The sequence below is a fragment of the Actinomyces gaoshouyii genome, from assembly GCF_002072175.1.
In the GTDB taxonomy this organism is placed as follows: domain Bacteria; phylum Actinomycetota; class Actinomycetes; order Actinomycetales; family Actinomycetaceae; genus Actinomyces; species Actinomyces gaoshouyii.
In genome coordinates, this window is the sequence record NZ_MVIV01000003.1 from 91,003 (window position 1) to 104,562 (window position 13,560).

Below are 13,560 nucleotides of genomic sequence, written 5' to 3' on the forward strand. Positions count from 1 at the left end.
CCATCCGTCAGCACCCGACCGTGAAAGGAGCACCATGCCCACCACACCCATCACCGAGTCCCTGTTCCGCCTGGGCCTCAATGAGGCCCTTCCCGTGAGCGAGGAGGCCACGACGTCGCGGGTCGTCGTCAACAACGACGTCCTGCGCACCGTGATCTTCACCTTCGACGCCGGCCAGCTGCTCACCGAGCACGCCTCCCCCAAGGCGGTGGTCGTCACGCTCCTGGAGGGCGAGATGGACTTCTCCATCGGCGAGCGGACCGAGCGCCTCGCCGCTGGCGACGTCGTCTACCTGGCCCCGGGCGACCGCCATGCCCTCACCGCCATCACCGCCTGCCGCATGCAGCTCGTCATGGTCGACGTCGGCGGCCAGTAAGCGAGCCCCACCCGGAACGGTCCCGTGAGGGCCGCCTGGAAAGGCCTCACCGGGCCGTGCGCTGCGGCGCGGAAACGCCCCGCCCACCGCAGGCGCCCCGCCACGAGGGCGGTCCCCCGGCCAGGGACGACCGCCCGGGCGGTGCCCGAGCGCAGTCGTGGGGCCCGCCACCGAGACGGTGGCGGGCCCCACGGGGAGGCGGACTCAGCTCACTTGGCGCTGTCGGCGCTCGGGGCGCTGGCGGAGGAGGCCGAGGACGGGCTGGACGGCGAGGAGGAGGCCGAGCCGTTCTTCTCGTCGGTGTCGGCCGGGGTGGAGACGCGCTCGACCTCGTCGACGATGGCGGCGGCGTCGGCCTCATCGGAGCCGATGAACTCGCTGAGGTCGAGTTCCTTGCCCGCCGAATCCTTGACGGTCACCTGGCGCAGGGCCAGGGCGAGGGACTTGTTGCGGGCGAGTTCGGAGACGAAGGCCGGGATCTGGCCGGCCTGCTGAGCGCCCTGGATGAACTGGCCGGGCTCCATGCCGTACTGCTGGGCGGTCTGGAAGAGGAAGTCCATGAGCTCGTTCTGGTCGACGCGCACGTCGAGGGTCTCGGCCAGGACGTCGAGGATGATCTGGTCACGCACGCCGCCGGTGACGTCGTCACGGATCTCGGCGGCGTGCTCCTCGTCGTCCTCCTTGCCCTCGGCGGCCAGGTGCTGGGTGATCTCGTTGTCGATGACGGCCTGGGGGACCTCGAAGTCGATCCTGTCGCGCAGCAGGTCGAGCAGGGCGTCGCGGGCGGCGACGGCCTGCTCGGCGGTCTTGCGGTCGGTGGCCTGCTTGGCGAGGTCCTCGCGCAGCTCGGCGATGGTGTCGAACTCGGAGGCCATCTGGGCGAACTCGTCGTCCGCCTCGGGCAGCTCGCGCTGCTTGACGGCGGAGGCGGTGACGGTGACCTCGGCCTGCTCGCCGGCGTGCTCGCCACCGGCGAGCTCGGTGGTGAAGGTGGCGGACTCCTCGGCCTTGAGGCCGCGCAGGGCCGTGTCCAGGCCCTTGAGCATGTTGCCCTTGCCGATCTCGTAGGAGACCCCGGAGACCGAGTCGACCTCCTCGCCGTCGATGACGGCCGTCAGGTCGATGGTGACGAAGTCGCCGGTCTTGGCCTTGCGGCCCACGGACTTCAGCGAGCCGAAGCGGGCGCGCAGGGAGTCGAGTTCGGCGTCGATGTCCTGCTCGCCCACCTCGACGGCGTCGACGGTCAGCTCGACGCCCTCGAGCTCGGGCAGGTCGAACTCGGGGCGCACGGTGACCTCGGCGGTGAAGACGAGCTGGCCGCCGTTCTCGCCAGTGACGTTGGGCAGCTCGGTGACCTCGACCTCGGGCTGGAGAAGCGGCACGCGGCCGGATTCCGCGATGGCGTCGCGGTAGCGGTCGGGCAGCTCGCTGTTGACGGCCTCCTGGATGACGGAGGCGCGGCCGATGCGCTGGTCGATGATGCGGGCGGGGACGTGGCCGCGGCGGAAGCCGGGGACCTGGACCTGCGAGCCGATCTCCTTGTAGGCGGCGTCGAGGCTGGGCTTGAGCTCCTCGTAGGGGACCTCCACGGTCAGCTTGATGCGCGCGGGGTCTAGGTTCTCGACAGTGCTCTTCACGGGGGATCTACTCCGAATGCTGGGTTGCAGGTGCGCCGTCGTCCGGCGGACGCCCATGGACGGCGTCAATCCCGGTCATCCTATGGCACTCGCCGGTGAGCGGTGAAAACAGCCGGGAGCCCCCGCCTATGGCGCTGGGCACAACCGGCAGAGGGCCCGCCCGCCGACCGCGGCGGCCTCATTCATGGGTGACGACGGTGGTGCCGATCTCGACGAAGTCGTAGAACCAGTGGGCCTCCTCGACGGGGGCGTTGATGCAGCCGTGGCTGGTCTGACCGGAGTTGTAGCCGAACTCGCTGACCCAGGGGGCGCCGTGGATGGCGAAGTTGCCATCCCAGTAAGCGATCCAGGGGACGCCCTTCTGGCAGTAGGGGAATCCGGGGGTGCAGCCGAGGTCCTGGGACTCGTTCTTGAGGTAGACGTGGTGGGTGCCGAGCTCGGTGGCCCACTCGCCGGACTCCTCGCCGTGGTTGATGCTCACGGGGCCGTGGACGGCGGTGGTGCCGACATAGGCGGTCATCGTGTCGTCGGTGAGGTTGACATCAACCCATTTCTCACCGTCGGCGGCCCGGTAGGCGAAGCGCTCGGGGCCCGAGGGGACGGTGCGGGTCCGAGTGGAGGGGGCGACGGGCTCGGAGGCGAGGGCACCGGAGTAGTCGGTCCCGGCGCTCAGGGCCGAGGCGATGCCGTCGACGATCTCCTGGGCGTTGGTGGTGCGCGTGCCGGGCCGGCCGGGGCGGGCCAGGCCGAGGTCGTTACCGGCGGCGTCGACGTTGGTGATCGCATCGACCGGCGCCCTGTCCACCTCGGCTCGGTGAGAGTCCACCCAGGCGCGGACCCTGGCGGGGTCGATCCGGGCGGTCATCCCCTCATCGGTGGCGGTGGTGGTGACCCAGGAGGCCTTCTCGGCGGTGGTCGCCGTCCAGGAGGAGCCGGCGCCGGTGAGGGTGACGCCTCCGACGATGAGCGCGTTGGCCTCGGTGACGGCGGCCTCGGCGTGGGAGGTGGTGGTCGGGGCCTCCTGCGGGGCCGCGGCCACGGTGATGTCGCCGCCGCTCAGCGAGCGGGCAGAGGTAGTCAGGGAGGCGCGGATGGCGGCGCCGTCGACGCCGGTGCCGGAGGAGTCGGGGACGACCTCGAAGGCGGTCCCGTCGGCGCTGAGCTGGATCCGCGCGGGCACGGGGGCGGTGCCGGCGAGGGCCTGGGCGGAGGCGAGGAAGCCGGCGAAGACATCCTCGTCGAGGGCGACCGCGGGGATGACCTCGCGGGGCCCGATGATCGATCGCAGGGTGGGGCCGAAGGAGCCCGCGCCATCGACGGCGGCCCTGGCGGTGGCGTCGGCGTCGAGGACGACCCCGGCCTGGGCGAGGGTGGCCGTCTGGCTGGACTCCCCGACGCGGATGGTCACCCGGGCATCATTGAAGCGGTTGGAGATGAGGCCGACGATCTGGTCGTGGTCGAGGCCGCTGACATCGCACCCCGCGATGGTGGTGCCGGGCAGGGCGACGTCGTCGTGGGCCTGCGCGTAGCCGCCGACCATCGCGGCCCCGCTGAGCACGAGCGCGCAGGCAGGGGCGATCTGCCACCGCCCCGGCCTTCGTGCGTTCCCCGCGCCGTGCCGCATCACCACAGAGTAAACGCCTCGCCCGAGCGCGACATATTCGGCCTGCTCAAGCGCGACGGCCCGGAGCGGCGCCGGTGGGGAGGGGTGGGGCCCGAGCACCGGTGAAGTACAGCGCACGCCCTGGCAGGGCCCCGGAGGCGTTCTCCGCTGCCTAGGATCATACCCGTGACCACGTCCGTCCCCGCCCCTCCTCCATCCGGTTCTCCAGGCACCGCCCCCGCCTCCCTCGACGTCTCGCCCGGCTCGGTGGTGCGCGTGCGCGATGAGGAGTGGCTGGTCACCCAGGTCTCACACAACGCCGACGGCATGCTCGTGTCCGTCCAGGGCTTGTCCGAGCTGGTGCAGGACACGACCGCCCAGTTCAGCGCCAGCCTGGACCGCATCACCCCGGTGGATCCTCGCCGTACCCGCGTAGTGGCGGACCCCTCGCCCGGCTATCGCCTGTCACGCCTGTGGCTGGAGGCGACGCTGCGCAAGACCCCGCTGCCCGCGGTCTCCACGGACCTGGCGGTGGTCGGCGGCATGCTGGCTGACCCCCTGCCCTATCAGCTCACCGCGGTTCGCCAGGCCCTGGACCCGGCGAACCTGCGCCCGCGGATCCTGCTGGCCGACGCCGTCGGGCTGGGCAAGACCCTGGAGATCGGCATGATCCTGGCCGAGCTCGTGCGCCGGGGCCGTGGCCAGCGCATCCTCATCGTCACTCCGCGCCATGTGCTGGAGCAGATGCAGCACGAGATGTGGTCGCGTTTCGCCCTGCCCTTCGTGCGCCTGGACTCGCTGGGCATCCAGCGGGTGCGGCGCTCGGTGCCGGCCACCCGCAATCCTTTCTCCGTCTACCACCGCGCGATCATCTCGATCGACACGCTCAAGTCCGACCGCTACCTCAGCCACCTGCGCCGCCAGCACTGGGACGCCGTCGTCATCGACGAGTCGCACAACGTGACGAACCGGGGCACGCTCAACAACCGTCTGGCTGACGTCCTGGCCCGTCAGACCGACGCCCTCATCCTGGCCTCCGCGACCCCACACAATGGAGATCCCGCGTCCTTCGCCGAGCTCATCCGGCTGCTGGAGCCGACGGCGGTGCGCCCGGATGGCGCCCTCGACGAGGAGGCCGTGCGCCGGCTCGTCATCCGCCGTCACCGTCATTCTCCTCAGGTGCGCGACGTCGTGGGCGGCCGGTGGAAGGAGCGGCTCACCCCGGTCAACCGGCTGGTGGAGCCGTCCCCGGCGGAGGAGGCGGTGGCCGCGGAGCTGTCCCGCTCCTGGCTGCACCGGCCCGACGGCGCCGCGGCTCCCGGACTGGTCCCTGGCACGGGCCGGGGTGGCGAAGCCCTCTTCTCGTGGACGCTGGCGAAGGCCTTCCTGTCTTCCCCGGCGGCTCTTATCCAGACGATTGATGAGCGCATGGCGCGGCGCCGGTCCCGCGCGGCGAGCGAGGAGGCGCTGGCCTCCTCGGAGCAGGCGCGGGCCCTCACCCGGTTGCGCGAGCTGGCGGTGGTCGCGAGTACGACGGACTCGGGCAAGTACCGGGCGCTGGTGGAAGAGCTGGAGCGGATCGGCATCGGGCGCCGCTCGCCGCAGCGGGTCGTCGTGTTCGCCGAGCGCATCGCCACCCTGACCTGGCTGGCGGAGCACCTGCGTGAGGACCTGGGTCTGCCGGAGGAGGCGGTGCGGGTCATGCACGGCAGCCTGTCGGACGTCGAGCAGCAGGAGATCGTCGAGGCTTTCCGCCAGTCGCATACGCCGGTGCGCGTCCTGGTGACCGGCGATGTGGCCTCGGAGGGCGTCAACCTGCACGCCCAGTGCCATGAGCTCATCCACTACGACATCCCCTGGTCACTCATCCGCATCGAGCAGCGCAATGGCCGGATCGACCGTTACGGCCAGGAGGTCTCTCCCCAGATCACGACCCTGCTGCTCAGCCCGGCGGACCCGGGCTTTTCCGGCGATGTGCGGGTGCTGACCCGCCTGATGGAGAAGGAGGACCAGGCGCACCGGGCGCTGGGCGACGCCGCCTCCCTTATGGGCTTGTACTCCGGTGAGAAGGAGGAGAAGGCGATCCGTGAGGCGCTGGCCGCGGGCACGGATATCGACGCCGTCGTGCCGGATGTGGAGGAGGCTCTGGAGCGCGACCCGATGGCGGCCCTGTTCGCGCGTCTGACGGGGGCGGCGCCGGCTGTGGGCGGGGCACCCTCCGACGGCGAAGCTCGCTCCGACGGCGTCGTCCCCTCCACCACGGCAACCCACGGCGTCGGCGGTATTCCGCCTGCCGACGGCGAGGCCCGGCCTTCCAGCACCACCCCACCGGCCAGCACCACCCCGCTAGCCGGCCCCCTCTCCTCCCCCGCGTCGACGGCGGCGTCCGGGCAGCCTCCTGCGTCCGACCAGCACCCCTTGTACGCCTCGCAGGTGGACTACCTGCGCCAGGCCCTCACCGAGCTCTATGAGCGCCCGGAGGAGAAGGCCGACCCGGTGACAGGCGGGGGCGGGGTGTCGTGGCGTGAGCACGGCGTCGAGCACGTGGCCGAGCTCGTGCCCCCACCGGGGCTGCGCGCCCGTCTGGCGGTCCTGCCGCAGTCCTACCTGCAGGAGCGCCGGGTGCGCGAGCGCCTTCTGTTGGCGACTACGGCCCGTAAGGGCGCGCAGCTGCTGGCTCAGGCGCTGCGGGACGACTCGTCACTCCTCCTGGCCGGAGGCCCACTACCTGGGGCCCTTGCACCCGGTGCTGGAGTGGGCGGGTGACCGGGTGCTGGCGCGCCTGGGACGCTCCTCGATTTTCGCTGTCCATGGCGAGGTGGACGCTCCGACCGTCCTGCTCCTGGGGACGCTGACGAACCGGGCGGGTCGGACGGTGTCGATGGTGAGCGCGAGCGTGGCCTTCCCCTTCCTGGACGTGGAGGTGGCCCGCGCGGATGTGGCGGTAGGACGCGCGCTCACGCCTACCGCCGTAACCACACCGCACACCTCACCGGCGGCCATGTTCACTGCGGTCGGGGTCGGGCCGGGGCAGACGAATCCGGGAGCACCCGCAGACCTGGACCTGCTGAGCGCACTTATCGCCCCGGCGGTGGATGCAGCCCACACGCAGATGAAGACAGTGGTCGATGCGGCCACGTCGGACGCCGAGGGACGGGTGAGCGCCTGGGCGGCGCGAGTGGACTCGTGGGATGACGACGCCGGCCGGCTCCTACAGAACCGCCAGCTGCGGTCCCAGCGCCGCACGGTGGGCCAGGAGCGTGAGCTCATCGCGCAGCACTCGCCCGCCCATACGCTCATCCGGCCGCTGCTCGTCGTCGTGCCGCGGCAGACCACTGAGGAAGGAGGCCGCTGATGGCGGTGTCGGACGCGCTCGTCGTGGGCGAGGACTGGATCAGTGAGCACTACTTCACCACCGACGCCGCCAAGGGATCCTTCCTGGCGCGGGTCCTGGAGCGCCGCAAGGAGTGGGAGGACCTGGAGAAGCCGGCCGACGGCGCGGCGCCTGTGCAGACGCCGCGCACGCGTCTGCGCTCCGCCAGGCCTCGGCTGGAGGAGCTGCTGGCGGCGCTTCCCGCGCCTGACGGCGCTGGCGCGTCCGACAGCAACGTGGCAGACGGGACGCTGGCCCTGACCGCCGCCACCCTGGAGGCGTCCGCCGAGCTGGACGCCCTGCTGCGCGAGGTCCTGGGGTTCGCCTCGGCCGAGTACCGGCTGACCGACTGCGGCCCGGTGACGCTGGTGCGCACTGTCGGCGACGAGGGCCCGGCCCCGCTGGCCCTGCTGCGGGCGCGCCCTGCGGCCGCGGTGGAGGACCTGCTGGTCAAGGACGGCCGGACTCTGGCGGGGCCGTGGGAGCCGGTGGACCTGGCCGAACCGGCCGCCGCGCCCATAGAGGGCGCTGAGCCGGTGGAGTCGGTATCCCGGGCGCTGTCCACACTCATGACGGACGAGCACGGCCCGACTTTCGCCCTCGTCCTGGCGGGGCGGTGGGCGCTTATCGCGGAGAAGGAGCGCTGGCCGGAGGGCCGGTGGCTGGCGGTGGATGTCCAGATCGTCGTCGAGCGCCATGACGTCAGGCGCGGCGGTGAGGTGGAACGGGCCCTGGCCTGCCTGGAAGCTGCCTCCCTCGTGCCCGGCCCGGAGGGTGAGACGTGGTGGACGGCGACGCTGGCGGAGTCGGCGGCGCACACGGTGGGGGTCTCGAAGGACCTGCGTGAGGGGGTGCGCTCCTCGATCGAGGTCATCGCGAACGAGGTGGTGCGCCGTCGCGCGGCGGCGGGGCTGGCCCCGCTCCCCCAGTCCCAGGCGCAGCCTCTGGCGTTGCAGTCACTGCGGTTCATCTACCGGATCATCTTCCTGCTGTACGCGGAGGCGAGCCCGGAGCTGGGTGTGCTGCCGGTGGGGGCCGCGGAGTACGACGCCGGCTACGGCCTGGAGCGTCTGCGCGAGCTGTGCCTGCGCGAGCTGCATGAGGAGTCCTCCCAGTCGGGCACGCACATCTATGAGTCCTTGAGCCTGCTGTTCGCCCTGGTGGACCAGGGGCACAACGCCCGGGCGGCGGGCGAGAGGGCCGACGAGCCAGTGGACGGCCTGGTGTTCCAGCCGATGCGCGCGGACCTCTTCCGCCCTGAGGCGACGGCGCTCATCGACGAGGTGGGCCTGGGCAACGCGGCGTTGCTGCGGGTGCTGCGCAGCCTGCTGCTGACGACGGAGGGCGGCAAGGCGGGTCGCGGCTTCATCTCCTACGTGGAACTGGGCATCAACCAGCTGGGCGCGGTCTACGAGGGCCTCATGAGCTACACGGGTTCCTTCGCTGCGGAGCGCCTGTGGGAGGTGGCCCCGGGCGGGGATGCCTCGAAGGGCTCGTGGGTGGTGGCGCGTGACGTCATGGAGGGCCTGGAGGAGCGGGACTTCGTGACGGTGACCGACGAGGCCACCGGGGAGCGCCGAAATGTGACCTATGAGGCGGGCGAGTTCGTCTTTAGGCTCTCGGGCCGGGACCGGCAGCGCTCGGCCTCCTTCTACACCCCGGAGGTGCTTACCCGCTTCACGGTGCAGCAGGCACTGGCCGAGCTGCTGGACTGCGATGGGCGCACGACGACGGCTGAGGAGGTGCTGGGCTTGACGGTGTGCGAGCCGGCGCTGGGCTCGGGGGCCTTCGCCATCGAGGCGGTGCGCCAGCTGGCGGAGCAGTACCTGTCGCGCCGGGAGCGTGAGCTGGGTGAGCGGGTTGACCCGCAGGAGCGTCCCCGCGAGCTGGCGAAGGTGAGGGCGTACCTGGCGCTGCACCAGGTGTATGGGGTGGACCTCAATGCGACGGCGGTGGAGCTGGCGGAGGTCTCCCTATGGCTGGACACGATGGTGGAGGGCCTGGCGGCGCCGTGGTTCGGTCTGCGGCTGCGCCGCGGCAACTCGCTCGTGGGCGCTAAGCGCGCCCTGTACTCGGTCTCACAGCTGAAGAAGGGGGCGTGGCTGAGGAACGCACCGGTAGCCGAGCCGCTGAGTGCCGTTGCCGAGGCCCTGGACGACGACGGTGCCCGCCGCCTGGGTGGGGCCGTGGACGTATCGGATCGCGTCCACCACTTTCTCCTGCCGGCCAAGGGTTGGGGCAGCGCGGTGGAGGTGCCCACGCAGGTGCGGGGCCTTGTGGACGCTGAGCGCCTGAGGGCTCTCAAGACCTGGCGCAGGGAGGTGACGAAGGCGCCGACGAAGGTGCAGGTGCGGCGGCTGACGGCGCTGGCGCGGCGCGTGGAGGTGCTGTGGGAGCTGAGCCTGCGGCGCTTGCGGGTGGCGGAGGCGGAGGCCTCCCGGCGCATCGACCTGTGGGGGCGCCAGGTGGCGCCTGACGCCGGTTCGACGGTGAGCCGTGAGGAGATCGAGGCCTACCTGGCTGATGAGGACTCGGCCTACCGGCGCCTGCGCCTGGTGATGGATGCGTGGTGCGCCCTGTGGTACTGGCCGCTGACGACGGATGTGACCCCGCCGACGCTGGAGCACTGGCTAAACGCTTTGGAGGGGATCCTCGGGACGGCACCCAAGGACGCCAAGGGCACTAACAGGACGTTGGCTGAGGCCTCGACCTGGGCGGAGCTTCAGGACGTGGAGGCGGTAGAGCTCGGTTTCGCGGGCGCCCGCCCGGTTGCGGCTGTCGTCGCCGACCCGGAGAACCGCTGGCTGGAGGTGGTGCGGGCGGCGGCGGCCGAGCAGGGCTTCTTCCACTGGGAGCTTGACTTCGCCACTGTCTTCGCCCGTGGCGGTTTCGACCTCCAGGTGGGCAACCCGCCGTGGGTGCGCCCCAACGTTGAGGTGGAGACGCTGCTTGCCGACGGCGACCCGTGGTGGGTGCTCACCTCCAAGCCCTCACTGGCTGAGCGGAAAGTGCGTCTCCCCCTCACCTTGGACCGCCGCGGCATCCGGAACATAGTGGTGGACGGTGCGAGCGAGACCCAGGTCCTCGGCGAGTTCATCAGCGACGCCACCGTCTACCCGGTGATGGAGGGTCGCCCCGACCTCTATCGAGCCTTCATGTGCCAAGTGTGGGAGCACCAGAGTGAGCGGGGCATCTCCAGTCTCATCCATATGGAGACGCACTTCACCGACGCCAAGACACCCGCTCTCAGGGCGGCCACCTACCGGCACCTGCGCCGGCACTGGCAGTTCATCAATGAGCTCCAGCTGTTCGACATCGACCACCACAACGCCTATGGCATCCACGTCTACGGGTCGGAGCGCACCCCCTCCTTCGTTCATGCGACGTCGCTCTACCATCCGGACACGGTTCTGCGGTCACTCGTCCATGACGGCAGTGGTGAGGAGCCTGGTTTCAAGGATCCGCACACGGGCACGTGGGACCTGCGCCCGCATGCGTCACGTATCCAGCGGGTGGACGGGTCGGTCCTGCGGACCTGGCAGGCTGTGACCGAAGCAGAGGACTGGAGATCGACCCCCATGGTCTCGACCGTCAACTCCGCAGCAGCGCGCACGCTATCGACCCTCGCGTCGTATCCACGCATCAGCAGCCTCGGTCTCCGGTTCTCAAGCGGCTGGAACGAGACCACTGACTTCAACAGCGGTCGATTCACCAAGGCCTGGGGCAAGGCGTCATGGGAGGACGCCATCCTTCAGGGGCCACACCTTCACGTCTCCACTCCTCTGTACAAGAGTCCGAATGCGACGATGAAGCATAACCAGGACTGGACCGCGACCGATTTTGAGGCTCTTCCTACACGCGCTCTGCCGGTGACTCAGTACAAGCCTGCGGGCGACCGCGCCACGTACGACCGCCTGTACACCCACTGGGGCGAGTCCTCCGCCCGCGACCACTACCGCATCGCCTGGCGCCGCATGGCAGCTAACACCGGCGAGCGCACCCTCATCCCCGCGATTATCCCTCCCGGCGCAGCCCATGTGGACGGAGTGTTCTCTGCCGCAATGCCACATACCGCATCATCAGCCGCACCGACCATGGCCGCACTCGCGTCATCCCTTCTCGCTGACTTCCAGGTTCGCTCCCGTGCACGCAACGACATCCGCGGCAACGATTTCAACCTGCTGCCTGCCCTTCCACTCGACAATCCGTTAGCTCACAGAGTCGCATTCCGCGCCCTACGTCTCAACTGTATGACCGAGGCCTATGCGGACTTGTGGGTTGAGTGCTGGGATGAGTCCTTCCTCGATGATGCACCGATCTTGGAGCGTTATGACGAGCGCCCGGTGGGTCCGGTGTGGACGCCTGATGTGCCGTTGCGTCGGGCTGAGGATCGTCGGAACGCCCAGGCGGAGATCGATGTGATGGTGGCAATGATGCTGGGTGTACCGGTGGAGGATCTGTGCACGATCTATCGGACGCAGTTCGCTGTGCTGTACGACTACGATCATGGCCGTGGCCAGGGCGCGTACATCTATGACGCGAACGGCCGGCAGGTGCCAACTCCGGTGCGCCAGGCCTGGGCCAAGCGCGGCCGTCCGGACTCGAACGACGCCATGCCGTTATCGGAGCGCACCCACCCCCACCCCGGCTCGGGCGTAAACTATGTCTATTCCCTCCCCTTCCGCACCCGCGACCGAGAATCCGACTTCCACCACATTCATAGTCACCTTTCCCGAAAAGGGCACACATCATGTCAGAAAGCACAACTGCAAGCGCTCCGGATATTTTCATTACAAAGGTGACCGTCTCAAACTTCAAAAAAATCGCCCAAGCAGGGATTCCACTAAACAACATCACCTATCTGATCGGCGGCAACAATTCTGGCAAGAGTAGCGTACTACAAGCCATCCACACAGCCTTTAGCTGCGCCCAATTGCACTCAAATGAAGGAGGAAAAGGAAATATCCCCGAAGCCGACCTATTCTACTCTCCAACAGAGAACTTTCCCGAACTAGGCCATGGGAAAGATTACAAAGCACACGGGAAAGGCGGAGAGGTAGTATTCACGTATCGCACGGCCGACGACGCTTCATCTGAATCCACCTACGGAATAACCATGAGAAAGGCAAGCAATAAGAACAACGTCAAAGTCAAGCTAACCGGAAAGGATTCTGACCCAATCCGCAAAGCTATCGACGACAAAAGAACTCTGTTTAGCGTATACGTGCCAGGCCTGACCGGAATACCGTTGCGAGAAGAATACAAGAGTAGAGGCGCAATTCTTCGGACCGCAGCAGGAGGTGAAGCTAATCTTGTATTTCGAAACATCTTACTCCAGCTCGCAGAATCGAATAGGCCCAAAGAAAGCAATATTCGCACACTTGAAGCGATTCTCAGCAAGATCGTTGGCGTTGACGCTAAGTTCGAAGTAAAGTTCGACAAAGAGGTCGATCGTTACATTTACGTCAGGCTAAGCGTAGGTAACAACAGACCACTTCCGATAGACCTCTGGGGAACAGGTGTTCTCCAAGCAACTCAGATCGCAGCATACGCACTACTATTCCGCCCGACACTACTCCTTGTCGACGAACCTGACAGCCACCTCCACCCTGACCTTCAAAAGACACTCATTAGCGCCTTAAAAGAGATTGTAGATACGATCGGTTGCCAGATCGTCCTAACCACCCACTCTCGGCATATGATCACCGCTGCACCTGAAGGGACCAGGGTCGTTTGGATGAAAGATGGCAAGGTCGAAAACTGTGACGCTCGCGACATCAGCGAGGTTCTCTTGGATCTCGGAGCCCTTGATTCCTTCGACTGTCGTTCAAAGATCATCTTATATACTGAAGACTCGGGTAGCTCATCACTCACGCAGTGCATCGAGGCCACGCCCGAAACGTCGCAGATTTCCTGCCTTTCATATGATGGGATTAAAAATGCACCGAAAGTGGCTCAGCTTAGCGCGCTCGTGAATGAACTTAACATAACACCGAGGATTGTCATCCATCGTGATCGCGATTGCTTGACCGACGATGAGATCAAGCAATGGTCAAAGCCTTACGAAGATGCAGGGATGTGCGTGTTTATTCCGTCATTGTCCGATACGGAAGCATATTACTGCCTGCCGGAACACGTATCCAAAGTGCTTGAGAAGAGCGAGCATGAGGCTCAAGAACTTCTTGACTCAATCCTAACTGAAAACATTCAACAACTACGCGCCAAGTTCGACGCTAAACGAAAGGACGCCGTATCACAGTTTCACGCCACGGGAGGTGGCCCCGAAGCGGGTGAGTTGTGGAATTCTTGGCAGCAAGACAAGGCTCGGCCTTGGCGAAACATTTGCGGAAAGGCACTACTCAAGCTAATCAACAGTAAAGTCATGAATGAGCGGAAGGTAAAACTTGAATCCGAGCCCAGTTCGAAACTACTTAACGAACTCAATTCCTTTCTCGATGAAATTTCGACATGAATGAGCTTTTCTGACCGGGTGTGCTTGTTGAGGTTGATGATGACGAGCGCGGTTGCGGTGATATGGATGATGGTCTGTGGGTCGAGGGTGACGCGTTGG

7 protein-coding genes are annotated in these 13,560 nt (G+C 67.4%); 5 read left to right on the forward strand and 2 right to left on the reverse strand.

Going from position 1 to position 13,560, the window contains the following annotated elements; translation table 11 throughout:
• The first annotated feature begins 34 nt into the window (after positions 1-34).
• Positions 35-376 carry a cupin domain-containing protein gene (locus B1H50_RS03770; RefSeq protein WP_080462459.1) on the forward strand — a complete coding sequence of 114 codons (342 nt, stop codon included), beginning with the start codon at positions 35-37 and terminating at the stop codon, positions 374-376.
• Between the two features lie 209 nt (positions 377-585).
• Here B1H50_RS03770 and tig read toward each other — a convergent pair whose 3' ends face one another.
• Together tig and B1H50_RS03780 are read right to left on the reverse strand one after the other, a co-directional pair.
• On the reverse strand, positions 586-2,013 hold the full coding sequence (gene tig / locus B1H50_RS03775; RefSeq protein WP_080462460.1) for a trigger factor: 1,428 nt from the start codon (positions 2,011-2,013) through the stop codon (positions 586-588).
• Between the two features lie 178 nt (positions 2,014-2,191).
• Entirely contained in the window at positions 2,192-3,637 is a 1,446-nt protein-coding gene (locus tag B1H50_RS03780) for a L,D-transpeptidase family protein (RefSeq protein ID WP_143231758.1), read from the reverse strand.
• Between the two features lie 165 nt (positions 3,638-3,802).
• Between B1H50_RS03780 and B1H50_RS10070 the strand changes: the two genes are divergently transcribed.
• Genes B1H50_RS10070 through B1H50_RS03795 form a run of 4 tightly spaced genes read left to right on the forward strand, consistent with a single transcriptional unit; the run spans position 3,803 to position 13,461 of the window.
• A complete protein-coding gene (locus B1H50_RS10070) occupies positions 3,803-6,382 on the forward strand; it encodes a helicase-related protein (RefSeq protein WP_268237219.1) in 2,580 nt (859 codons plus the stop codon).
• A 52-nt stretch (positions 6,383-6,434) separates the two neighbouring features.
• Positions 6,435-6,971, forward strand: coding sequence for a hypothetical protein (locus tag B1H50_RS09915; protein WP_229657966.1), 537 nt, complete (start codon positions 6,435-6,437; stop codon positions 6,969-6,971).
• Positions 6,971-11,791, forward strand: coding sequence for a class I SAM-dependent DNA methyltransferase (locus B1H50_RS03790; protein ID WP_229657939.1), 4,821 nt, complete (start codon positions 6,971-6,973; stop codon positions 11,789-11,791). The genes B1H50_RS09915 and B1H50_RS03790 overlap by 1 nt, the downstream gene beginning before the upstream one ends.
• Complete coding sequence (locus tag B1H50_RS03795) at positions 11,740-13,461, forward strand: ATP-dependent nuclease (protein ID WP_080462594.1); 1,722 nt, start codon at positions 11,740-11,742, stop codon at positions 13,459-13,461. Before B1H50_RS03790 ends, B1H50_RS03795 begins: the two co-directional genes overlap by 52 nt.
• Positions 13,462-13,560 lie beyond the last annotated feature (99 nt).

What these genes read in the sequence shown, in the direction of transcription:
- B1H50_RS03770 (WP_080462459.1), top strand. Translation starts at nt 35, where the DNA reads ATGCCCACCACACCCATCACCGAGTCCCTGTTCCGCCTGGGCCTCAAT.
- B1H50_RS03780 (WP_143231758.1), bottom strand. Translation starts at nt 3,637, where the DNA reads ATGCGGCACGGCGCGGGGAACGCACGAAGGCCGGGGCGGTGGCAGATC.
- B1H50_RS03790 (WP_229657939.1), top strand. Translation starts at nt 6,971, where the DNA reads ATGGCGGTGTCGGACGCGCTCGTCGTGGGCGAGGACTGGATCAGTGAG.
- B1H50_RS03795 (WP_080462594.1), top strand. Translation starts at nt 11,740, where the DNA reads ATGTCAGAAAGCACAACTGCAAGCGCTCCGGATATTTTCATTACAAAG.